The sequence below is a fragment of the Campylobacter sp. IFREMER_LSEM_CL908 genome (genome assembly GCF_025771545.1).
Lineage (GTDB): Bacteria > Campylobacterota > Campylobacteria > Campylobacterales > Campylobacteraceae > Campylobacter_D > Campylobacter_D lari_D.
Genome location: NZ_JAKMQK010000013.1, coordinates 1 through 21,459 on the forward strand (window position 1 = coordinate 1; position 21,459 = coordinate 21,459).

The 21,459-nt window shown below is 31.6% G+C and carries 25 protein-coding genes and 1 pseudogene; 22 read left to right on the forward strand and 4 right to left on the reverse strand.

Annotated features, from left to right (window positions below; genetic code table 11):
- The 12 genes from rpsE to map all read left to right on the forward strand — a co-directional run.
- Positions 1 to 318 (forward strand): 30S ribosomal protein S5 (gene rpsE, locus L8U04_RS06260; RefSeq protein ID WP_263668235.1); only part of this gene is annotated, 318 nt, incomplete at its 5' end.
- A gap of 3 nt (positions 319 to 321) precedes the next feature.
- Positions 322 to 714 (forward strand): 50S ribosomal protein L15, encoded by a 393-nt coding sequence (gene rplO / locus L8U04_RS06265; RefSeq protein ID WP_039617163.1) that lies wholly within the window; start codon positions 322 to 324, stop codon positions 712 to 714.
- Positions 714 to 1,976 (forward strand): preprotein translocase subunit SecY, encoded by a 1,263-nt coding sequence (gene secY, locus L8U04_RS06270; RefSeq protein ID WP_263709644.1) that lies wholly within the window; start codon positions 714 to 716, stop codon positions 1,974 to 1,976. Before rplO ends, secY begins: the two co-directional genes overlap by 1 nt.
- A 41-nt stretch (positions 1,977 to 2,017) precedes the next feature.
- Positions 2,018 to 2,758 (forward strand): glutamate racemase, encoded by a 741-nt coding sequence (gene murI, locus L8U04_RS06275; RefSeq protein WP_263673281.1) that lies wholly within the window; start codon positions 2,018 to 2,020, stop codon positions 2,756 to 2,758.
- A 114-nt stretch (positions 2,759 to 2,872) separates the two neighbouring features.
- Positions 2,873 to 3,904: a type II asparaginase gene (locus L8U04_RS06280; protein ID WP_257928322.1), complete on the forward strand. Its 1,032-nt coding sequence runs from the start codon at positions 2,873 to 2,875 to the stop codon at positions 3,902 to 3,904.
- Between the two features lie 85 nt (positions 3,905 to 3,989).
- Positions 3,990 to 4,637 carry a ferritin family protein gene (locus L8U04_RS06285; RefSeq protein ID WP_220567003.1) on the forward strand — a complete coding sequence of 216 codons (648 nt, stop codon included), beginning with the start codon at positions 3,990 to 3,992 and terminating at the stop codon, positions 4,635 to 4,637.
- Positions 4,638 to 4,691: 54 nt separating this feature from the next.
- Positions 4,692 to 5,165 (forward strand): DNA-deoxyinosine glycosylase, encoded by a 474-nt coding sequence (locus tag L8U04_RS06290; protein ID WP_263661430.1) that lies wholly within the window; start codon positions 4,692 to 4,694, stop codon positions 5,163 to 5,165.
- Entirely contained in the window at positions 5,165 to 5,716 is a 552-nt protein-coding gene (locus L8U04_RS06295; RefSeq protein WP_263660379.1) for a ribonuclease HII, read from the forward strand. Before L8U04_RS06290 ends, L8U04_RS06295 begins: the two co-directional genes overlap by 1 nt.
- Before the next feature lie 160 nt (positions 5,717 to 5,876).
- Complete coding sequence (locus tag L8U04_RS06300; RefSeq protein WP_220567006.1) at positions 5,877 to 6,905, forward strand: tRNA-dihydrouridine synthase; 1,029 nt, start codon at positions 5,877 to 5,879, stop codon at positions 6,903 to 6,905.
- Between the two features lie 98 nt (positions 6,906 to 7,003).
- Positions 7,004 to 8,287, forward strand: coding sequence for an aromatic amino acid transport family protein (locus L8U04_RS06305; RefSeq protein WP_133319191.1), 1,284 nt, complete (start codon positions 7,004 to 7,006; stop codon positions 8,285 to 8,287).
- Between the two features lie 11 nt (positions 8,288 to 8,298).
- Positions 8,299 to 9,666 carry an L-serine ammonia-lyase gene (locus L8U04_RS06310; protein WP_220567007.1) on the forward strand — a complete coding sequence of 456 codons (1,368 nt, stop codon included), beginning with the start codon at positions 8,299 to 8,301 and terminating at the stop codon, positions 9,664 to 9,666.
- 89 nt (positions 9,667 to 9,755) lie between these two features.
- Positions 9,756 to 10,511 (forward strand): type I methionyl aminopeptidase, encoded by a 756-nt coding sequence (gene map, locus L8U04_RS06315; protein ID WP_263709645.1) that lies wholly within the window; start codon positions 9,756 to 9,758, stop codon positions 10,509 to 10,511.
- A 16-nt stretch (positions 10,512 to 10,527) separates the two neighbouring features.
- Here the strand turns inward: map and L8U04_RS08370 are convergent, their stop codons facing one another.
- The 4 genes and pseudogenes from L8U04_RS08370 to L8U04_RS06330 all read right to left on the reverse strand — a co-directional run bounded on the left by L8U04_RS08370 (position 10,528) and on the right by L8U04_RS06330 (position 14,581).
- Positions 10,528 to 11,175, reverse strand: coding sequence for a methyl-accepting chemotaxis protein (locus tag L8U04_RS08370; protein ID WP_393921357.1), 648 nt, complete (start codon positions 11,173 to 11,175; stop codon positions 10,528 to 10,530).
- Positions 11,176 to 11,655: 480 nt separating this feature from the next.
- Positions 11,656 to 12,330, reverse strand: a pseudogene (locus L8U04_RS08375) (DAHL domain-containing protein); the annotation flags it as partial.
- Positions 12,314 to 13,237, reverse strand: a complete 924-nt coding sequence (locus L8U04_RS06325; protein ID WP_263659248.1) for a cytochrome-c peroxidase — start codon at positions 13,235 to 13,237, stop codon at positions 12,314 to 12,316. The gene L8U04_RS06325 and the pseudogene L8U04_RS08375, both read right to left, overlap by 17 nt.
- Before the next feature lie 54 nt (positions 13,238 to 13,291).
- Positions 13,292 to 14,581, reverse strand: coding sequence for an MFS transporter (locus tag L8U04_RS06330; protein ID WP_133319144.1), 1,290 nt, complete (start codon positions 14,579 to 14,581; stop codon positions 13,292 to 13,294).
- Positions 14,582 to 14,716: 135 nt separating this feature from the next.
- On the opposite strand from L8U04_RS06330, the gene infA reads away from it, so the two are divergent.
- The 10 genes from infA to hisB all read left to right on the forward strand — a co-directional run bounded on the left by infA (position 14,717) and on the right by hisB (position 21,405).
- Entirely contained in the window at positions 14,717 to 14,935 is a 219-nt protein-coding gene (infA, locus tag L8U04_RS06335; RefSeq protein ID WP_012660842.1) for a translation initiation factor IF-1, read from the forward strand.
- Between the two features lie 173 nt (positions 14,936 to 15,108).
- Positions 15,109 to 15,222, forward strand: coding sequence for a 50S ribosomal protein L36 (rpmJ, locus tag L8U04_RS06340; protein ID WP_002781429.1), 114 nt, complete (start codon positions 15,109 to 15,111; stop codon positions 15,220 to 15,222).
- 3 nt (positions 15,223 to 15,225) lie between these two features.
- Positions 15,226 to 15,591, forward strand: coding sequence for a 30S ribosomal protein S13 (gene rpsM, locus L8U04_RS06345; protein ID WP_012660843.1), 366 nt, complete (start codon positions 15,226 to 15,228; stop codon positions 15,589 to 15,591).
- Positions 15,592 to 15,600: 9 nt separating this feature from the next.
- Positions 15,601 to 15,993: a 30S ribosomal protein S11 gene (gene rpsK / locus L8U04_RS06350; protein ID WP_133319145.1), complete on the forward strand. Its 393-nt coding sequence runs from the start codon at positions 15,601 to 15,603 to the stop codon at positions 15,991 to 15,993.
- A gap of 30 nt (positions 15,994 to 16,023) precedes the next feature.
- Positions 16,024 to 16,650 carry a 30S ribosomal protein S4 gene (gene rpsD, locus L8U04_RS06355; RefSeq protein ID WP_263659172.1) on the forward strand — a complete coding sequence of 209 codons (627 nt, stop codon included), beginning with the start codon at positions 16,024 to 16,026 and terminating at the stop codon, positions 16,648 to 16,650.
- 14 nt (positions 16,651 to 16,664) lie between these two features.
- Positions 16,665 to 17,678: a DNA-directed RNA polymerase subunit alpha gene (locus L8U04_RS06360; protein ID WP_039627711.1), complete on the forward strand. Its 1,014-nt coding sequence runs from the start codon at positions 16,665 to 16,667 to the stop codon at positions 17,676 to 17,678.
- Positions 17,679 to 17,681: 3 nt separating this feature from the next.
- Positions 17,682 to 18,035 (forward strand): 50S ribosomal protein L17, encoded by a 354-nt coding sequence (rplQ, locus tag L8U04_RS06365; protein WP_012660847.1) that lies wholly within the window; start codon positions 17,682 to 17,684, stop codon positions 18,033 to 18,035.
- Positions 18,036 to 18,151: 116 nt separating this feature from the next.
- Positions 18,152 to 19,051 (forward strand): ATP phosphoribosyltransferase, encoded by a 900-nt coding sequence (gene hisG, locus L8U04_RS06370; RefSeq protein ID WP_133319147.1) that lies wholly within the window; start codon positions 18,152 to 18,154, stop codon positions 19,049 to 19,051.
- Positions 19,052 to 19,060: 9 nt separating this feature from the next.
- The gene (gene hisD / locus L8U04_RS06375; RefSeq protein WP_263709647.1) at positions 19,061 to 20,341 is read left to right on the forward strand and encodes a histidinol dehydrogenase; all 1,281 of its coding nucleotides are present in this window, start codon (positions 19,061 to 19,063) and stop codon (positions 20,339 to 20,341) included.
- Complete coding sequence (hisB, locus tag L8U04_RS06380; protein WP_133319149.1) at positions 20,338 to 21,405, forward strand: bifunctional histidinol-phosphatase/imidazoleglycerol-phosphate dehydratase HisB; 1,068 nt, start codon at positions 20,338 to 20,340, stop codon at positions 21,403 to 21,405. Before hisD ends, hisB begins: the two co-directional genes overlap by 4 nt.
- Positions 21,406 to 21,459 lie beyond the last annotated feature (54 nt).

The window sequence follows — 21,459 nt, forward strand, 5'->3', positions numbered from 1 at the left end:
TTAGTTGGTGTGGGCTATGGAAAAGCTAAAGAAGTTCCAGATGCTATCAGAAAAGCAGTTGATGATGCTTTTAAAAACATTGTTGAAGTTAAAACAAAAGGTTCAACTATCCCTCATGATGTAGAAGTAAAATACAACGCAAGTAGAATTTTACTTAAACCAGCAAGTGAAGGTACAGGGGTTATTGCAGGTGGTTCAACACGTCCTATCGTGGAACTTGCAGGTATTAAAGACATTTTAACTAAGTCTTTAGGTTCAAATAATTCAGCAAATGTTGTGCGTGCTACTATCAAAGCACTTACAATGCTTAAAGGATAATCAATGAATTTAACAAAAGCACCAGGTTCAACACATAAAACCAAAAGAATAGGCCGTGGTCAAGGTAGTGGTATGGGTAAAACTTCTACTAAAGGTGGAAAAGGCCAAACTGCTAGAAAAGGTTATAACGAAAAAAGAGGTTTTGAAGGGGGTCAACAACCACTTCAAAGACGCTTACCAAAAGTAGGCTTTACTTCTAAATTTGAAAAACCTTATGTGATTAATGTTGAAAAAATCACAGCAATCAAAGAGCTTAGCGAAATTACATTTGAAACAATCAATAGCATTCATAAGCTTTCAAAAAATGTAAATAAAGTTAAGCTTATTGGAGCAAGTGCTAAAGATCTTGCTAGTAAAATTAAAGACGAGAAGATCACTTTTAGCGGACAAAAATAATGAATAAAGCATTGACAAATAAAATTCTCATAACATTAGCTTTTTTATTTGCTTATAGAATATTAGCTTATGTTCCAGTTCCGGGGGTTAATGTCAGTGTTATTAAGGAATTTTTTGATTCTAATGCATCTAATGCATTAGGCTTGTTTAATATGTTTAGTGGGGGTGCTGCTGAAAGACTTAGCATCATCTCTCTAGGCATTATGCCTTATATTACTGCTTCGATTATTATGGAACTTTTAGCGGCAACTTTTCCTAACATAGGAAAGATGAAAAAAGAACGCGATGGTATGCAAAAATATATGCAAATTATCCGTTATACTACTATAGCTATCACTTTGATACAAAGTATAGGCGTTTCTATAGGCTTGCAAAGTCTTCATGGAAAAGCAGGTCAGTCAGCTATTATGATTGATATGAATACTTTTATTGCACTTTCTGCTATTTCTATGCTTGCAGGTACCATGCTTTTAATGTGGATAGGTGAGCAAATCACTCAACGCGGTATAGGAAATGGTATTTCTTTGATCATCTTTGGCGGTATTGTTTCTACAATTCCAGGTGCAATTAGCGGAACAGTAAATTTGGTAAATACAGGTGAGATGAATTTCTTGACTATCATTGCTATTTTAGTTGTAATTTTACTTACTATTTGGGCTATTATAGTAGTAGAGCTTGGAGAAAGAAGAATTCCTATTTCTTACTCAAGAAAAGTAATCATGCAAAATCAAAACAAACGCATTATGAATTACATACCTATTAAAATAAATTTAAGTGGAGTAATTCCTCCTATTTTTGCAAGTGCGATTTTGATGTTTCCAAGCACTATTTTGCAAACAAGTACGAATGAGTATGTGTTAAAAATTTATGACTTTTTAAATCCAAATGGATTTTTCTTTCATTTTTTAACATTCTTACTTGTTATTTTCTTTGCGTATTTTTATGCATCAATTGTATTTAATGCAAAAGATATAGCTGAAAATCTTAAAAGACAAGGCGGTTTCATACCAGGTATTAGACCAGGTGAAGGAACTGCAAATTATCTTAATGAAGTAGCATCAAGACTTACCTTGTCAGGTTCTATTTATTTAGGGCTTGTAGCTACATTACCATGGCTTATTGTGAAGTTGTTTGGTGTGCCTTTTTATTTTGGTGGAACTTCTGTTTTGATCGTAGTTCAAGTAGCGCTTGATACAATGAGAAAAATCGAAGCTCAAATTTATATGAATAAATACCAAACCTTAAGTGCAGTAGGCTTATAAGAAAGTAGATTTTCTACTTTCTTCTCTTTTTAAGGATTTTGATGAGACTAGGCGTTTTTGATAGCGGTGTAGGTGGGCTTAGTGTTTTAAAATCTTTACTTCAAGCAAAACTTTTTAAAGAATATATTTACTATGGGGATACCGCAAGGGTACCTTATGGGGTTAAAGATAAAGAAACTATCATTAAATTTTCCCTAGAAGCTTTAGAGTTTTTCAAAGAAAAAAAAGTCGATATGCTTATTATTGCGTGTAATACAGTTAGCGCGCATGCTTTAGAATTTCTAAAAGTAAATGCACCATTTCCGGTTCTTGGAGTTATAGAAGCAGGGGTTTTAGCAGTTAAAAACTCTTTAGAAGATAAAAACTCCAATATATTAGTCATTGCAACACAAGCTACCGTGGATTCTCACGCTTATAAGCAAGCTTTAATCAAAGAAGGTTTTTTAAAAGTGGAAGAAAAAGCAACTGGGCTTTTTGTACCTATGGTTGAAGAAGGGATTTTTCAAGGAGATTTTTTAAAAGCTGCTTTTGAGTATTATTTTAATAAGCTTAAATTTCATCCTAATGCTCTAATCTTAGCATGTACGCATTTTCCTTTAATCGCCCATTCTTTGGAAGAGTATTTTGGTAAAAATACAAAACTTATTCATTCAGGCGAGGCTATAGCTTTGCAATTGCAACAAGAATTTAACTTAACATCAATCCAAGAAGAAGCTAACATTCAATTTTATGCTTCAAGCGATGTGGAAAAACTAAAAAAAATTGCAAATTTATGGCTTTAATTAATGAATATTTACTAAAGTATTTTTTATATTAATAATTTATTTTTATTTAAACATAGTTGCATTATAATTTTTATCATTTCTAATGAAAGGACTAACATGAAAAAAATGTTAATGTGCGCAGCTATGGCACTAAGTTTAGGAGCAGGAATTTTGGAAGCAAAACCAAAAGTTGCAATTTTAGCTACAGGTGGAACTATTGCAGGCTCGATTGATAGTTCGGTAGCTACAACAGGTTATACAGCAGGTGTTTTAGGGGTTGATGCTTTGATTAAAGCAGTGCCTCAAATTCAAGATTTAGCAGTAATTAGCGGGGATCAAATTGCAAATATTGATAGTAAAGATATGACAAATGAAATTTGGCTAAAACTTGCTAAAGAAGTCAATAGGCTTTTAAAATCTGATGTAGATGGAGTTGTGATTACTCATGGTACTGATACCATGGAAGAAACTGCATATTTCCTAAATTTAACCGTAAAAAGCGATAAACCTGTTGTTTTAGTTGGTGCAATGCGCCCATCAACTGCAATTAGTGCAGATGGTCCTAAAAATCTTTACAATGCTGTAGCGTTAGCAGCAGATCCACAAGCAAAAAATAAAGGTGTAATGGTGGCTATGAATGATAGAATTCAAAGCGCTAGAGGCGTTATGAAAACTCATAGTTTAAATGTAAATGCATTTAGTTCACCGGATATGGGTGATATGGGTTATATAGTAGATGGAAAAGCATTCTTCTACAATACTAATACAAAATTACACACTAAAAAATCTCCATTTGATGTTAGCAAGCTAAAAGAATTACCAAAAGTAGATATTCTTTATAGTTATGCAAATGATGGTAGCGGTGTTGCAGCAAAAGCTTTGTTTGAAAATGGAACTAAAGGTATAGTTGTAGCTGGAACAGGTGCTGGCAGTATTCATGATTATCAAAAAGATGTATTAAAAGAATTGCTTAAAAAAGGTCTTAATGTAGCGGTAAGTTCACGCGTAGTAGCTGGTAGAGTTGCAGTAAGTGATGCTGATGCAAAACTTGGTTTTATTGATACAGGTGATATGAGTCCTCAAAAAGCTAGAGTATTATTAATGCTTGCTTTAACTAAAACAAGTGATCCTAAGAAAATTCAAGAATATTTCTTAAAATACTAAAATCTTTTAGCACCCAAATGCTACAATAACATTTGGGTGAGTTTTTCAATCAAAATCTTACTTAAATTAATCACAAGGATATTAAATGAGACAATATGAAAGCTATAAATGCCAAAAATGCGGCAATGAAGTAGAAGTGCAAAATGTAGGTGGTGGAAAGCTTAGTTGCTGTGGTCAAGAAATGGAGTGCATTACTAAAGATTTAACAGCCATAAATTTGATGAAAGCTTTCGCAGGTGAATCTATGGCAAGAAACAAATATGATTTATTTGCAGATATTGCTCAAGAAGAAGGTTGGCATGCTATTGCAAAGCATTTTAGAGAAGCTGCAGAAAATGAAAAATGGCATGCAAGAGCTGAGTTTAAAGCTTATCATGAATTAGTAGATGGTAAAGCTTTAGAAGAAACTGCTAAAAATTTAATCTGTGCAGCAGAGGGTGAAAATTACGAGCATACTACCATGTATCCAAATTTTGCACAAATTGCAGAAGATGAAGGCAAGAAAAACATAGCAAGATTATTTACTGCTATTGGTAAAGTAGAAATTGAGCATGAAAGAGAATATTTAGCACTTAAAAAAATGCTTGAAGAAGAAGATTTCTTTAATTCAGAGGTAGAAGAATTATGGGTTTGTGAAGTTTGTGGGCATATACACCGTGGTAAAAAAGCACCAAATGCCTGTCCTTTGTGTAAAGCTCCAAAAGAATACTTCAAACGAGAATTTTTAGGATAATTTTAAAAATCTTGATAAAAATGATAAAATATTTTATTTTTATCAAGGCCTAATATGCAAATTCTAACTCATCCTTTTGAACCTTTTTTTGATGAAAACTCAAAAGTTTTGATACTAGGTTCTTTTCCATCTATTAAATCAAGAGAAGAAAATTTTTATTATCAACATAGTAAAAATCGTTTTTGGCGTATTTTTGAAATATTATTTGAGTGTGAGTTAAAAACAGTGCAAGAGCAAAAGGCTTTTTTAAAAGCAAATCATATAGCACTTTGGGATGTTATAGCAAGTTGTAAGATAAAAAATTCAGATGATAAAACTATTTCTTATGCCAAAGCAAATGATATAAGTATTATTTTAGATAAGGCAAATATAGAAAAAATTTGTGTATTAGGTAAAGTTGCAAGTAAATATTTTGCTAAATTTTATCCTGAGCAAGAATTTTTTGAACTTCCTTCAAGCTCACCTGCCAATATAAATTATTCTTTAGAAAATTTAGTAGAAAAATATACTATTATAAAGGAAAAATAATGGCTTTAGTTGGAGTAGATGAGGCTGGGCGTGGAGCTTTAGCTGGAGATATGCACTTGGCAGCTTGCAAGCTTTTAAAAAATATTGATGGTTTAGCTGATTCTAAAAAATTAAGTGCAAAAAAAAGAGAAGAATTATATGAGCAAATTCTTTCTAATTCAAATTTTTTAATCCTTGCTTTTTCACCTTTGCAAATTGATATTTTAGGACTTAGTCAGTGTTTAAATTTGGGCTTAAAGATAATAAAAAAACATTTTAACCAAGATGAGATTTTATATGATGGAAATTTAAATTATGGTGTTTTGGGTATTAATACTATGATTAAAGCTGATATGAAAGTGCAAGAAGTTTCAGCCGCTAGTATATTAGCTAAGGTAAGTCGTGATCAAAAAATGTGTTATTTTTCTAAATTATATAATAATTATGATTTTGATAAACACAAAGGTTATGGTACAAAAGCTCATATAGAAAAGATTAAAGTATTTGGTTATTCACCTTTGCATCGCAAAAGCTTTATGTTAAAGTGTTTTGAGAAAAGCTTATTTGATTAGATTGTGTTTTGTAGTTTTAATAATGAAAAAATATAATTAAAAACTATTTTTTTAATAATAATCTATTAAAAATTATAATATTGGTCTAAAATACTCTATGTTTTAAGAAAAATTAATTTTTTTCTATTATAGTAATATAAAAAATATTTTAAGGGGTATTATGTCTTTACTTTTGAGTGAGCTAAAGATTGGAAATTTTTATGTAAAAAATCGCATCGTAATGCCTCCTATGGATATGTATGAAACACAAGTTTTAGATGGTAAGATTAATCAATTTCACTTGATACATTATGGAGCTAGAGCTTTGGGTGGTGTTGGGCTTATCATAGTTCAAGCTTGTGCGATTAATGAAAATGCAAAAATTGCTGATAATGATATAGGCCTTTGGGGAGATTTTCAAATTCGAGGACATAAGGAGCTTGTCGATCTTTGTCATCATTTTGGTGCTAAAGTTGCTATCCAACTAAATCATAGTGGTCGTAAAAATTCATGCAAACAAGCTATATCAAAAGCCCCAAGTAATATCGCTTTTAGTGAAAAATTTTCTAAACTTCATGTTTTAAGTAAAGATGAAATTTTACAAATAGAGCAAGAATTTATCCAAAGTGCTAAAAGAGCTAAAGAAGCAGGCTATGATGCGATAGAACTTCATAGTGCTCATGGGTATTTGCTTAGTTCATTTTTATCTCCTTTATCAAATCAAAGAGATGATGAATATGGTGGTAGTTTTGAAAATAGAGCGCGTCTTTTGTGTGATATCATTAAGCGTATAAAAAAAGAAGTTGATATTACTTTATTTGTAAGAATTTCAGCTACAGAGTGGCAAGAGGGTGGTTGGAATTTGGAAGATAGTAAAAAACTTGCCTTGATTTTAGAAAATTTAGGCGTTGATATGTTAGATATTTCAGCAGGTGGAAATATCAACAAACCTTCTTTAGTGCCAAATATAGCACCACTTTACCAAGCTCCTTATGCTAAGGCTTTAAAAGAAGTTGTTAAAATTCCTATATCTTGCGTGGGTCTTATAAATAGTGCTAGCGAAGGTGAGGCTTTGCTTTTGGGTGAGGTGTGTGATTTAGTTTGTTATGGTAGAAAATTATTAAGAAATCCAAATTTTGCAAATGAAGCCGCAGTTGCTTTAAATGAAAGGGAAAAAATCACGCCAAACTACTCAAGAGCATATTTGTAAAATAATACAAAAAGTTTTTAGGTAAAAGCTTTTTTTATTATTTTTTACAAGGAGAAAATGTGGATAATCTTAAGTGGAATTCTTTTGATACGCGTTGGATGCTTTCTCTTTTTGGGACTGCAGTTGGTGCGGGGATTTTATTTTTACCTATTAAAGCAGGTGTTGGTGGTTTTTGGCCAGTTGTTGTAATGGCTTTGATTATTTTTCCAATGGTGTATTTAAGCCATAGAGCCTTAAGTCGTTTTGTATGTCAAGCAAATGGTAATGATAAAGATATTACTCATGCGGCTGAAGAGTATTTTGGTAGAAAAGTAAGTATTTTTATTTCTGTGCTTTATTTCTTTGCAATTTTCCCAATTTGTTTAGCATATTGTGTAGGTATAACTAATACTTTTGAGAGTTTTATTTATAATCAATTCTTACCACTTTTAGATCCAAATGGTTCTTTCGCAAACGCAATTAGTGCTATGTATCAAACAAGTGTAAATGAGCAAGGAAAAACTATAGCTAATTTACTTCCTTTTTATAGAGCGCTTTTTGCTTTTGTTTTAGTAAGTATTTTTATGCTTATTATGCTTTTTAGTGAAGAATTAATTACCAAAGTATGTGAGTGGCTTGTATATCCTTTATGTGCTATTTTATTTTTATTTTCTTTATATCTTATCCCGCAATGGTCGTTTGAAAGTTTTAGTGCTATTCCTGGAACAAAAGAATTTATTACTATAGTATGGCTAACTTTACCGGTTTTAGTGTTTTCATTTAATCACTCACCAGCGATTTCTACTTTTTCTTTAAGTGTAAAAAGACAATATCCTGAAAATTCAGTACAAAAAGCAAATCAAGTGTTATTTAGAACTTCTGTAATGTTACTTGCTTTTGTAATGTTTTTTGTGGTATCTTGTGTGCTTTCTTTAACTCCTGCAGAACTTGCTGAAGCTAGAGCACAAAACATACCTGTACTTTCTTATTTTGCTAATAAACTTGATAATCCATTTATTTCTTATGGTGGTCCACTAATCGCATTTTTAGCAATTTCTAGTTCATTCTTTGGGCATTATTTTGGTGCTAGGGAAGGTGCTTATGGTATAGTTAGAAAATGTTGTAAATTAGCAGGTAATGATAATCCGGATTTGAAAAAAATCGCAGTTTATTCAACTTTGGTAATGTATATTGTTATGTTAATTACTGCTTATGTAAATCCAAGTATTTTAGGTTTTATTGAAAGCTTAGGTGGTCCAATCATTGCCGCAATCTTATTTTTAATGCCTATGATTGCAATTTACACTGTATCTAAAATGAAAAAATTCCAAAACAAAGCTTTAGATGCATTTGTGTTTATCACAGGTATTTTGACAATCATCACTGTAATTTATACTTTTTAAGGTGCTGATGAATGAGTAGTAATTTAAGTATATTTAAAGTTGGTGTTGGTCCTTCATCTTCTCATACTTTAGGACCAATGCTAGCAGGGAATATGTTTTGTGAAAAAATCAAAGATAAAATCACGCAAATTACAAAAATTCAAATCAAACTTTATGGCTCTTTATCGCTTACTGGTAAAGGCCATTTAAGTGATAAAGCTATTATATGGGGGTTGAGTGGCTTAAGAGCAAAAGAATTAAATGTTGCTTTGCAAGATCGTGTGTTTAATAAAATTTTGCAAGATAAAATTTTGGTTTTAGATGCTCAAAAAGAATTAAATTTTGATTATGATAAAGATTTGATTTTTGAAAAAGACTTTTTACCTTTGCATGAAAATGGATTGAAAATAAGTGCTTATAATGAAAATGGAGAAATCATTGCTGAAGAAATTTATTATTCAGTAGGTGGTGGTTTTGTTATGAGTGAAGCTGAACTTCAAAAACACAAAGACGGAGCTTGTGAGCAAAAACATACCAAATTAGAACTTGATATTAATAACGCAAGTGATGCTTTAAAAATTTGCGAAGAAAATTCATGGGATCTAGCAAAACTCTCTTATGAATATGAGCTTCAATTTCACACTAAAGAAGAAATTAGAGCTTATTGTTTAGAAATTTGGGAAGTAATGCAAGAAGTTTATTATAATGGTATTCATCCAAGCTCAGATTTTCTTCCAGGGAATTTACATTTAAAACGCCGTGCCAAAGGACTTAATGAGCGTTTGGCTATGACAAGTGATCCTTTAGGAATTATTGATTTTATTTCTTTATATGCTATTGCTATTGCAGAGGAAAATGCAAGTGGAGCTAGAGTGGTAACTGCACCAACTAATGGTGCATGTGCTGTTGTACCTGCTGTAATGCTTTATCTTAAAAATCATACTATTGGTTTTAACGATGAAAAAGCCATTAATTTTTTACTTACTGCTATGTTAATAGGTTCTTTTTATAAGAAAAATGCAAGTATAAGTGGTGCTGAAGCTGGCTGTCAAGCTGAAATTGGTAGTGCAAGTTCTATGGCAGCAGGAGCTATGGCTACTGTAATGGGTTTTGATGCAAAGATAGCTTGTAATGCTGCTGAAATTGCAATGGAGCATCATTTAGGTTTAACTTGTGATCCAGTAAGTGGTTTAGTGCAAATTCCTTGTATAGAAAGAAATGCCTTTGGAGCGATTAAAGCAATTTCAGCTGCTAGAATGGCAATGAGTAGAAAATCAACTCCAAAAGTAAGTCTTGATGAGGTTATAAAAACTATGTATGAAACCGGCAAAGACATGAATTCAAAATACAAAGAAACTTCTTTAGGTGGCCTAGCTACTAATCTTACAAGTGTATGTTAAAACCTTAAGTTTTAAAACTTAAGGTTTTTCCTTAAAGCTTTTAAAAGCGCATAAATGCTAAATTTTTAAAAATTTTAAGGAAAATATAAATGATAGAAATCAAAAAACTAGCAGAAATAGAAAAACTACGCAAGGCAAATGAACTTGTAGCTAGAACGCTTGACTATCTAGAGGGCATTATAGTTCCGGGTATGAGTTTAAAAGAAATTGACATTAAAGCAGAAGAATTTATACTTGATCATGGTGCAAAACCATCTTTTAAAGGCTTATATGGTTTTCCAGGCAGTATTTGTATCTCGCTTAATCAAGCTTGCATTCATGGTGTAGGGGATGAGCGTATTTTAAAAGAAGGCGATATTTTAGGGCTTGATGTGGGTACTTGCATAGATGGATATTATGGAGATGCAGCAAGGACTATACCTATAGGTCAAATTTCAGCCACTGATGAGGCTTTGATTGCTTGTGCTAAAGATGCTTTGTATTATGCTATAGATATTATCAAAGAAGGTATGCGTTTTAAAGAGCTTTCATATGAGCTTGGCGAGTTTATCGCTAAAAGAGGATTTGTACCTTTGAAAGGTTATTGTGGTCATGGTATAGGTAAAAAGCCACACGGTGAGCCTGAAATTCCAAATTATTTAGAACCAGGTGCTAGTGCAAAAAGTGGACCTAAAATCAAAAATGGCATGGTATTTTGCATAGAGCCTATGGTATGTCAAAAAGATGGCACACCGGTACATTTAAAAGGTAATTGGGAAGCAGGAAGCAAAGATGGATTAAATGCTGCTCATTATGAGCATTGTGTTGCAATTATAAATGGCAAAGCAGATATTTTATCTAAGTAAGAAAGTTTAAACTTTCTTACTCAAATGTTTTTAGTTTTTCTGAAAGTTTAGAGGCATTTTCTAAAACATCTTGTGAAATTTGTGTTAGCTCGAGTGAATAGTTTTTAACACAATTTGCAAGTTCAGTCACTTTTTCTACATTTTGTTCTAACTCATTCATTTTAGCTTTTGACTCATCACTTTTTTCTTCCATAATTTTAGTAGAATGGATACTTGTTTTTAATTTTTCTATAGAAGCACCGACTTCACCTTGTAAGATATTAGCTTTGTTGGAAGTATCACTCATAGATTGATGAATTCCATCCATCAAGCTTTTGTTGTCATTGATTTGTTGTACTATAGTTCTTACAGTAGTTTCTATAGCGACTAAAGATTTTGTAGTTTTATCAGCTAAGTTTCTAACTTCATCAGCAACAACAGCAAAGCCTCTACCATGTTCTCCTGCACGAGCCGCTTCAATAGCTGCATTTAAAGCTAGCAAGTTAGTTTGATCGGCTATATCTTTAATAGCTGCTGTAACTTCTACAATACTATCAGCACTTTGTACTAGTATATCCATAGCACTTAAAACACTTTGTTCTTTTTCTCCACTTAGTAATATAAGCTCTACTAGCTCTTTAAGCGTTTTTTCAACTTCTCCCATAACTTCTTGCATATCATGCATATCTTTTATAGTATTTTTAGCTAGATTTTGAGTTAAGTCTATATGACTTTCTAAAACAGAACTTATTTCATGGACATTAGAAATTTGCTCATGTTGTAAAAGTGAACTTTGCTGTAAAATTTCAGCATTTTGGGAAAGTTTTTGTGAGCTTTTGTGGCTTGAATTTGCAGTTTGTATGGCTTCTAAAACTGAATTTTGCACTATCTGTATGAAAGAATTAATATAGCCAGCACTTGTAGCTAATTCACTTTTTTTATCAATGTCTAATCTTGCACTTAAATTCGCATGTTCTCCCGCTAGATTTGCACTTAGTTTTTCAAGTAAAGATATAGGTATGATTACTTTTTTTAATGTTAAAAGTATGAAAAAAATCAATACAACTAAGGTAAATAGGAAAATTCCTATAGCTGTATAAAGATTATATTTATTTTGTAGATTGATATTTTTAGCAATTAAATTTTGGTGTGCTAGAATTTGTTTTTGCAGTTCTTGATCAAGAAAACTTTGAGAATTATCTTTTAATATTTTAATTTGACTTAATATCATCTTACAATGTGTATTAAAAAGCTCAAATAACTCTTGTGGTAATTGAGAATCTTTTGCGTTTAAATTTGTGACAAGATTTTGTAATCTATTTTGTGCTAAAGGTTCTAATATATCCATAGTTCCTATAATGCTTAAAATATTTCCTATATATTCTATTTGTTTAGCCTCTTGAGTAGTGAGTGCTAATTGATTTGTTTGTTTGATGATTTCTTGTTGAATTTCATAAAGATAAAGCTTTGAATTTATAGCAATAGAATTGGCTGATTTAAAATGTTGTAGTTGTGTATTTTTTTTCTGAAAAATTGCTTCTAGCTTTTTAGTATCTATTTCATTGGCTTTTAAAATAGCTAAAGTATTTTCAAAATCTCTTACTAGTTTGACGCTAATGTCATAGTTTTGTAGATTTAGTTTATTTTTAAAAATTTCATCTATTTTAGTATCTAGAATTTCTAATTTTTGAAAAGAATCCATAATAAGTGAATTTCTTTTGGTGGTATTGTAAGTATTAAAAATAAATAAAGTCAAAGTTAAAAGCAATACCAAAACCACTATGGATAAAGTGATGAATTGTTTTAAAAAAGAGAAAGTTTTTTTATTTGAGTGGATCATGGTATTCTCCTGTTAAAGAATTTAAAAATGCAACTATATCATCAACTACATCTTGCTCTAAAAATTTACCAAGCTGATAATACGCCATAAATTGTACGCAAGCATCAAGTGTTGGCATAGAACCATCATGAAAATAAGGAGCAGTTTTGGCTATGTTTCTAAGACTTGGCACTTTTACTACAAATTGATCGTGAGGATCTTGAGTGATCTCATAGCGTCCTTTCCAATTTGTTCCATTATCATAAGGAACAAATACTCCCATTTTTTGATACATATTTCCACCTATATTTTGTCCTTGATGGCATGCTATACAACCATTTGATAAAAAGGCATTATAGCCTCTTTTTGCTTGTTCGCTTATAGCGTTTTTATCTCCCTTTAAGTAGCGGTCAAATGGGGAATTTGGCGTAAGTAAGGTTTTTTGAAATTCAGCTAAAGCATCTGCTATATTATCAAAGGTAACTTCTCCGTAAAGTCTTTTAAATTCTTTTTCATAAATTGCGTTAGTTTTTACTATTTGCACCACTTCATCTGCATCTTTTAACCCCATTTCTTTAGGGTTTAACAAAGGATGTTTGGCTTGTTCTTGTAAATCTTTTGCATTGCCTCTCCAAAATTGTGCTAGGCTAAAAACGGCATTAAAATTTGTAGGAGTATGGAATGGCTCATCTATTATGCCATTAATACCTGTTGAAAAAGTTTTATTATCTACTCCAAAATTTGCAATATCATGACAACTATTGCAAGATACTTTTTTATCTTTTGATAAACTTGTATCCATATAGAGTTTTTTTCCTAAAATAGCTTTTTCTTTATTATAAGGAATGCCTTCTGGTATAGGTGTAATCATTTCAAATGCTAAAAGTGGTAACAAAGAAAGTATTAAAACAATAAAAATTTTCATAATCATTTTCCTTTAATTTTATAAATTTTTAATTAATAATTTTTTTTAATTATAACATTAAAATCTTAACCTCTTATAAGTAAATATGGTAGTTATCAGTGTTATCAGGGATAAAAACAAAATATAAATAAAAATTCCATACACGAAAGGATTTTCAGGTTTTATAGCCAAAGAATGTAATGCAAATACAAGTTGAGGAGTGAAACCACCCGCTATTGCATAAGCTATATTATAAGAAAAAGAAATTCCACTAAAACGAATACTTGGCTTAAAAATTTTACACATTAAAATAGGTGCTAAAGCATTAATACCACCAAAAAAACACGCTATAAAATAAAAATATATACTCAAATGCAAAATTTGAGCATAGAAAAAATAAAAATAAAAAAAGCACGATAAACTAAATCCTATGGTAAAAATTAAAGCGGTAGCTAAAAAACCAAATTTATCAACCCAAATTCCAGCAAGTAAAGTTCCACAAGATAAAATTACTATTGCAAACATTTGGATTAAAATCGCATCTGTTTTATCAAGAATCAAAACTTCTGATATAAAATTGGGCATAAGTAAAATAAGTATTATCACGCAGGCTGTGAGCATCCAAGTTAAAAGCATAGAAGCAATGATGTCTAAATAAATATTTTTTTCTTTAAAAAGTGTTTTTAAAGGAAATTTTTCTAAATCATTTTCTTGTCGCATTTTTTGAAAAACAGGTGTTTCTTCTAAAAATTTTCTAAGATATATAGAAATGATACCAAAAAATCCACCTATAGCAAATGGAATACGCCAAGCATATTCATAAATTGCTTCTTGATCAAAGTAATGATTAATCGCTAAGGCAACAATACAACCTAAAAGAATTCCAAAAGCCATAGAAGCATTAATAGCGCTAATATAAAAACTATCTCTTCCATCGGGCGCATGTTCTTTTACAAATACCCAAGCACCAGGGAGTTCCCCGCCTATAGCTATACCTTGAGCTATTCTAACAAGTAGTAAAAAAATAGGAGCAAAATATCCTATAGTTTCAAAAGTAGGTATAAAAGCTAGAGAGAAAGTTGGAAGCACCATGAGTAATATACTAAGCATAAACATCTTTTTGCGACCCATTTTATCTCCAAAATGTGCCATAATTATACCACCGATTGGTCTAGCTAAATATCCTGCTGCGAAAGCCCCATAAGTGTTTAAAAGTTTCCAAAAATCACTTAAATCACTAGGAAAAAAATTTCTTGAAATATAATTAGCAAAAAATACAAAAATAACAAAATCATAAAATTCTAAAGCTCCACCCAAAGAAGATAAGGAAAGAGTTTTAAAATCACCTCTTTTTAAAGTTTTTGACATCTATAAATACTTTCTTTTTGTAGTAATTTTGTAATTATAGTAAAAATATTATAGTTTGTAAAAAAATATTAAAAATTTAAAAAGAAAAATTGTGATAAAATAATAGCTTTGTATTTTATAGAAAGGAGAGAAATATTGGCAAAAGATGATATTATCGAAATCGATGGTAATGTAATCGAAGCTTTACCTAATGCGACTTTTAAAGTCGAATTAGATAATAAACATGTGATACTTTGTCATATTGCAGGTAAAATGCGTATGCATTATATTAGAATTATGCCTGGCGATAGAGTTAAAGTAGAGCTAACGCCTTATAGTCTTGATAAGGGTCGTATTACATTTAGATACAAATAAGTCTAAGTTGTTTAAAAGCAAAAGTAAAGTATAATTAGCACTTTTGCAGAAATTGCAATAAAACTGTATGAAGAAGTATTTTCAAAATCACCACTTATTTTGAAAATAGTTGGTTGCTCTAAAAACCTGGTGCAGTTGTAAAAAAGTGGAATTTACAATAACAGGAGTAAAGCATGAAAGTTAGACCATCTGTTAAAAAGATGTGTGACAAATGCAAAGTAGTTCGTCGTAAAGGCGTAGTTCGCATTATTTGCGAAAATCCAAAACACAAACAAAGACAAGGATAATTTATGGCTCGTATTGCAGGTGTAGATTTACCAAAGAAAAAAAGAATTGAATATGGTTTGACTTATATTTATGGTATAGGTTTGCATACTTCAAGAAAAATCTTAGATAAAACCGGAATTTCTTATGATAAAAGAGTTCATGAGTTAAGTGAGGACGAAGCAGCGGCTATCCGTAAAGAAATTCAAGAAAACTATATGGTTGAGGGTGATCTTAGAAAACAAGTTGCTATGGATATCAAAGCATTAATGGATCTAGGAAGCTTTAGAGGCTTAAGACATAGAAAAGGCTTACCGGTTCGTGGTCAAAAAACAAAAACAAATGCCAGAACTAGAAAAGGTAAGAGAAAAACCGTTGGTGCAAAATCATAAGGATAGAAAATGGCAAAAAGAAAAGTTGTTAAGAAAAAAATAGTTAAAAAAAATATAGCTAAAGGTATAGTTTATATCAGTGCAACATTTAATAATACTATGGTTACTGTAACTGATGAAATGGGAAATGCTATTGCATGGAGTAGTGCAGGTGGTTTAGGATTTAAAGGTTCTAAAAAATCAACTCCTTATGCGGCACAACAAGCAGTAGAAGATGCTTTAAATAAAGCAAAAGAACATGGTATTAAAGAAGTAGGCATTAAAGTACAAGGGCCAGGAAGTGGTCGTGAAACAGCAGTTAAAAGTGTAGGTGCTATGGAAGGTATCAAAGTAACTTTCTTAAAAGATATTACCCCATTAGCTCATAATGGTTGTAGACCACCAAAACGTCGTCGTGTCTAAGAATAAGATATAAGATTTAGGAGAATTATAATGGCAAGATATAGAGGACCAGTAGAAAAATTAGAAAGACGACTTGGCGTAAGCTTGGCAATGAAAGGCGAAAGAAGATTAGCAGGTAAAAGTGCTTTAGATAAACGCCCTTACGCACCAGGTCAGCATGGACAAAGAAAAGCTAAAATTAGTGAATATGGACTTCAATTAAGAGAAAAACAAAAAGCTAAATTTATGTATGGTGTTAGTGAAAAACAATTTAGAAGATTATTTAGTGAAGCTGCTAGAAAAGATGGCAATACCGGTGCGCTTTTAATCCAGCTTTTAGAACAAAGACTTGATAATGTTGTTTATAGAATGGGTTTTGCTACAACACGCCGTTTTGCTAGACAACTTGTAACTCATGGACACATTTTAGTAAATGGTAAAAGAGTAGATATTCCTAGTTATAGAGTAGAGGCAGGTCAAAAAGTTGAAGTGATTGAAAAAAGCAAAAACAATCCTCAAATTTCAAGAGCGATCGAACTTACTGCTCAAACTGGTATAGTTGCTTGGGTTGATGTAGAAAAAGATAAAAGATTTGGAATTTTTACAAGAAAACCTGAAAGAGAAGAAGTTATCATTCCAGTTGAGGAAAGATATATCGTTGAGTTGTACTCTAAATAATAAAGGTTTTTGATATGAGACATATTACAACTTCTGCTTATACACCAACAGAGTTTAGTATTGAAAATATCAGTGATACAGTAGCAAAAGTAAGTGCATGGCCTTTTGAAATTGGTTATGCTATTACTTTGGCGCATCCTTTGCGTCGTTTGCTTTATTCAAGCACAGTAGGTTTTGCTCCAACAGGAGTTAAAATCAAAGGCGTAGCACATGAATTTGATAGTATGCGTGGTATGCTTGAAGATGTAGCATTGTTTATTATCAATCTAAAAAAATTAAGATTTAAACTAAAAACAGATTCTGAAAAAGAAATCGTAACTTTTAGTTTTAAAGGACCAAAAGAAATTTGCGGAAAAGACTTAGACAATGAAGTTGTTGAAGTTGTGAATGCAGATAGCTATCTTGCAACGATTAATGAAGATGCAGATTTAGAATTTACTTTAATCATTGAAAAAGGTATAGGTTATGTGCCTTCTGAAGAAATTCAAAATTTCTTAGATCCTGAATTTATAGCACTTGATGCGTTCTTTACTCCGGTAAAACATGCGGTTTATGATATAGAAAAAGTGCTTTTTGAAGATAATCCAGATTATGAAAAAGTTGTTTTTACAATCACAACTGATGGTCAAATTTCACCAAGTGACGCTTTTAAAAATGCTTTAGAAGCAATGTATAAACAATTATCAGTGTTTGATAAAATCACTAATGCACAAAGCGTTGTAAGAAGTCAAACACCAAATAATGAAGTAGAACATGTAAAATTACTTCAAAATATAACTGAGTTAAATTTAAGTGCAAGAAGTTTTAACTGCTTAGAAAAAGCAAATGTAGTTTATATTGGTGAACTTGCTTTAATGAGTGTTAGCGAACTTGCAGATTTAAAAAATCTTGGTAAAAAATCTTTAGATGAGATTAAAAGTGTAATGGAATCTATAGGTTTCCCTATAGGAAATTCAAAACTCAGTGATAGTGCAAAAGAAACGCTAAAGAAAAAAATTACAGAATTAAAAGCACAAAATGAAGGATAATCAATGAGACATAGACATGGATATAGAAAGTTAGGTCGCACTTCTACTCATCGTGCAGCCTTATTAAAAAACCTTACCATTGCTATTATTAAAGCAGGTAAAATAGAAACAACATTACCTAAAGCAAAAGAATTAAGAGGTTATGTTGAAAGATTGATCACTCGTGCAAGAAAAGGTGATTTCAATGCTCACAGAGCAGTTTTTGCTAGCTTGCAAGATAAAGAAGCTACAAATAAACTTGTAACAGAAATTGCACCTAAATTCGCAGATAGAAATGGTGGTTATACAAGAATTATCAAAACAAGAATCCGCCGTGGCGATGCTGCAGAAATGGCTTTCATCGAATTCGTAGCTTAATTTTTAGCCTTTTAAAGGCTAAAAACTTCTTATTTTTATTTATTTACTTACTATTTTTTGTATTTTTATCCATTTTTTGCTACTATTAATCTTTTTAACTACAAAAAAGGAAAAAAATGCAAGAAAATTCAAGATTACGCATAGCTATACAAAAATCAGGTCGTTTAAGTAAAGATTCTATTGCCTTGCTTGAGTCTATAGGCGTAAAACTTCGCATACACGATCAAAGTTTAATTGCTTTTTCTACAAATTTACCTATTGATTTACTTAGAGTAAGAGATGATGATATACCAGGGTTAATTTTTGATGGAGTAGTAGATCTTGGCATAGTTGGAGAAAATGTTTTAGAAGAAAATGAGTTAGAAAGAAAATCAAAAAACGAAAATGCAGATTTTATAATGCTTAAAAAGCTTGATTTTGGTGGGTGCCGCTTGTCTTTAGCATTACCAGAAAATAGTGAGTATAAAGGTATAGAAAGTTTTAAAAATTTACGCATAGCAACTTCTTATCCACAGCTTTTAAAGCGTTTTATGGAAGAAAATAACATCCCTTATAAAACTTGTATGCTAACAGGCTCAGTTGAAGTAGCACCAAGTGCAAATTTAGCTGATGGAATTTGTGATTTAGTTTCAAGTGGTGCTACTTTAAAAGCAAACGGACTTAAAGAAGTTATGGTAATTTATAAGTCAAAAGCTTGCATTATCCAAAGAAAAGAAAGTTTAGCTTCACACAAACAAGAATTAATCGATAAATTACTCATTAGAATTCATGGAGTTATGCAAGCAAGAGAGTCAAAATACATCATGTTGCATGCTCCTATTGAAAAGCTAGAAAAAATCACAGCCTTGTTACCAGGTGTTGAAAAACCTACGATTTTACCTTTAGAAAATGATAAAGCTAGAGTGGCATTACATATGGTAAGTCAAGAAAATTTATTTTGGGAAACTATGGAAGCTTTGAAAAAAGAAGGTGCAAGTGCGATTTTAGTTTTACCTATTGAAAAAATGCTCTCTTAAAGGATAAAAATGCAAATACTTGATTTTGAAAAATTAAACCAAAACGAACAAGAATTAGCACTCAAGCGTCCTGCTATGAGTGCTAATGCGCAGGTTAAAACCATAGTAGAACAAATTATTGAAGATGTTAAAATAAATGGCGATGAAGCTTTAAAACAAATGGCTATAAAATTTGATAAAGTAGAGTTAAATTCCATCAAACTAAGTGATGAAGAGCTTAGTAATTTAGCAGAGCAAATTGATGATGAGTTAAAACAAGCTATCAAAATAGCTTATGAAAATATCTATAAATTCCACAAAGCTCAAGAAAGTCAAACCATAGAGGTTCAAACCTTTGAAGGGGTAACTTGCAAGGTGCTAACAAGAGCCATTGAAAAAGTAGGGCTTTATATACCAGGAGGCTTAGCACCACTTTTTTCAACCGCACTTATGCTAGCTATCCCTGCTAAAATTGCAAAATGTAAATTCATAGCCTTAGCTTCCCCAGCGCCATTACATCCTGCCATTGCTTTTGTGGCAAAACTTTGCGAAGTTGATGCAGTGTATCAAATAGGTGGAGCAGGAGCCATAGCAGCGCTTGCTTATGGAACGCAAAGTGTGCAAAAAGTGGATAAAATTTTTGGCCCAGGAAATGCCTTTGTAACTGAAGCCAAAAAGCAAGTTAATAATCATGGAGTAGCTATTGATATGCAAGCAGGGCCTTCTGAAGTGTTAGTTTTAGCAGATGAGTTTGCTAATGCTAAATTTATAGCCTCAGATTTACTCTCGCAAGCTGAACATGGAGCAGATTCTCAAGCGATTTTAGTTTGCACAAGTGAAAAATTAGCCAAAGAAGTAGATAATGAAGTTGCTTTACAGCTTGAAAAACTCTCGCGTAAAGAAATTGCTTCAAAATCTTTAGCACACTCTAAAATCATTCTTGCAAAAGATATAAAACATGCCATAAGTATTTCAAATGACTATGCACCTGAGCATTTGATCATTCATACACAAAATCCATCTAGCTTGCTTGATGATATTATGCATGCAGGTTCAATATTTTTAGGTGAGTATTCTCCAGAATCCATGGGAGATTATGCAAGTGGGACAAATCATGTATTACCAACTTATGGTTTTACTAAGTCTTATTCTTCATTAGGGCTTGCTGATTTTATGAAAAGAATGAGTGTACAAGAACTTAGCAAAGAAGGCTTTAAAAAGCTTGGTCCTGTGGTGGAAATTTTAGCAGCAGCTGAAGGGCTTGATGGGCATAAAAATGCCGTGAGTTTAAGATTAGAAAGTCTAAAATGAGTGCAAAAATTTTATTTATTGATAGAGATGGCACGCTCATTGATGAGCCAAAAGATGATTTTCAAATCGATTCTTTAGAAAAACTTGAGTTTGAAAAAGGTGCCATCAATGCACTTTTAAAGTTAAAAAATTTTGGTTTTAAATTTGTTATGGTGAGTAATCAAGACGGCCTAGGCACAAATTCTTTTCCTAGGGAAAATTTTGACAAGGCTCATGAAAAAATGCTAAGTGTTTTTCAAAGTTGTGGCATAGAATTTGAAGATATTTTTATATGTCCGCATTTTGAGCATGAAAATTGCGCCTGCAGGAAGCCAAAAACTGCCATGCTTGAAAACTATATCAAAAATAAACTTTATGATAAAACCAAAAGTTTTGTTATAGGCGATAGAGACAGCGATATGCTTTTGGCGCAAAATCTTGGAATTCAAGGTTTAAAATATGACAAAAACGATTTTAACTGGGAACAAATCGCTGATTTTATTTTACAAAATTACCGCAGTGCCTGTATAGAGCGTAATACCAAAGAAACCCAAATTCAAGTTAAAATGGCTTTTAATGAAAAAGCAAAAGCTAATATAAAAACAAATATCGCATTTTTTGATCATATGTTAGAGCAAATTGCTACGCATGCAAATATATCTTTAGAGATAAAATGCAAAGGAGATTTAGAAGTTGATGAACATCATAGCGTAGAAGATGTCGCACTTGCTTTGGGCGAGGCTATTAAAAATGCACTAGATCAAAAAATAGGTATTGCAAGATATGGCTTTGTTTTACCTATGGATGAGTGCTTGGCAAGTTGCGCGATTGACTTTTGTAATAGACCGCATTTAGTTTATAAGGCTAAGTTTAAAAAAGAAAAGCTTGGAGAATTAAGCACAGAAATGATAGAGCATTTTTTCTACTCACTAAGCTATGCTATGGGTGCGAGTTTGCATTTAAAAGTTAAAGGCAAAAACGATCATCACAAAGCCGAAGGACTTTTTAAAGCCTTTGCAAGAGCTTTAAAAATGGCTATAAAAATAGAAAATGAAAACCTAGCAAGCTCTAAAGGAGTGATATGAAAATTTTTTTTATAATGCAAGTGTTTGTAAAATATGATCACTTATTATGTTATA

Excerpts from the sequence above, each read along its gene's own strand:
- map (WP_263709645.1), top strand. The coding sequence starts at position 9,756 with ATGATAGAAATCAAAAAACTAGCAGAAATAGAAAAACTACGCAAGGCA.
- L8U04_RS06310 (WP_220567007.1), top strand. The coding sequence starts at position 8,299 with ATGAGTAGTAATTTAAGTATATTTAAAGTTGGTGTTGGTCCTTCATCT.
- hisB (WP_133319149.1), top strand. The coding sequence starts at position 20,338 with ATGAGTGCAAAAATTTTATTTATTGATAGAGATGGCACGCTCATTGAT.
- rpmJ (WP_002781429.1), top strand. The coding sequence starts at position 15,109 with ATGAAAGTTAGACCATCTGTTAAAAAGATGTGTGACAAATGCAAAGTA.
- hisG (WP_133319147.1), top strand. The coding sequence starts at position 18,152 with ATGCAAGAAAATTCAAGATTACGCATAGCTATACAAAAATCAGGTCGT.
- secY (WP_263709644.1), top strand. The coding sequence starts at position 714 with ATGAATAAAGCATTGACAAATAAAATTCTCATAACATTAGCTTTTTTA.
- rpsM (WP_012660843.1), top strand. The coding sequence starts at position 15,226 with ATGGCTCGTATTGCAGGTGTAGATTTACCAAAGAAAAAAAGAATTGAA.
- L8U04_RS06290 (WP_263661430.1), top strand. The coding sequence starts at position 4,692 with ATGCAAATTCTAACTCATCCTTTTGAACCTTTTTTTGATGAAAACTCA.
- rpsK (WP_133319145.1), top strand. The coding sequence starts at position 15,601 with ATGGCAAAAAGAAAAGTTGTTAAGAAAAAAATAGTTAAAAAAAATATA.
- rplQ (WP_012660847.1), top strand. The coding sequence starts at position 17,682 with ATGAGACATAGACATGGATATAGAAAGTTAGGTCGCACTTCTACTCAT.
- L8U04_RS06285 (WP_220567003.1), top strand. The coding sequence starts at position 3,990 with ATGAGACAATATGAAAGCTATAAATGCCAAAAATGCGGCAATGAAGTA.
- L8U04_RS06305 (WP_133319191.1), top strand. The coding sequence starts at position 7,004 with ATGCTTTCTCTTTTTGGGACTGCAGTTGGTGCGGGGATTTTATTTTTA.
- L8U04_RS06280 (WP_257928322.1), top strand. The coding sequence starts at position 2,873 with ATGTGCGCAGCTATGGCACTAAGTTTAGGAGCAGGAATTTTGGAAGCA.
- L8U04_RS06330 (WP_133319144.1), bottom strand. The coding sequence starts at position 14,581 with ATGTCAAAAACTTTAAAAAGAGGTGATTTTAAAACTCTTTCCTTATCT.
- murI (WP_263673281.1), top strand. The coding sequence starts at position 2,018 with ATGAGACTAGGCGTTTTTGATAGCGGTGTAGGTGGGCTTAGTGTTTTA.
- L8U04_RS06295 (WP_263660379.1), top strand. The coding sequence starts at position 5,165 with ATGGCTTTAGTTGGAGTAGATGAGGCTGGGCGTGGAGCTTTAGCTGGA.
- L8U04_RS06360 (WP_039627711.1), top strand. The coding sequence starts at position 16,665 with ATGAGACATATTACAACTTCTGCTTATACACCAACAGAGTTTAGTATT.
- L8U04_RS06300 (WP_220567006.1), top strand. The coding sequence starts at position 5,877 with ATGTCTTTACTTTTGAGTGAGCTAAAGATTGGAAATTTTTATGTAAAA.
- L8U04_RS08370 (WP_393921357.1), bottom strand. The coding sequence starts at position 11,175 with ATGCATGATATGCAAGAAGTTATGGGAGAAGTTGAAAAAACGCTTAAA.
- rplO (WP_039617163.1), top strand. The coding sequence starts at position 322 with ATGAATTTAACAAAAGCACCAGGTTCAACACATAAAACCAAAAGAATA.
- hisD (WP_263709647.1), top strand. The coding sequence starts at position 19,061 with ATGCAAATACTTGATTTTGAAAAATTAAACCAAAACGAACAAGAATTA.
- rpsD (WP_263659172.1), top strand. The coding sequence starts at position 16,024 with ATGGCAAGATATAGAGGACCAGTAGAAAAATTAGAAAGACGACTTGGC.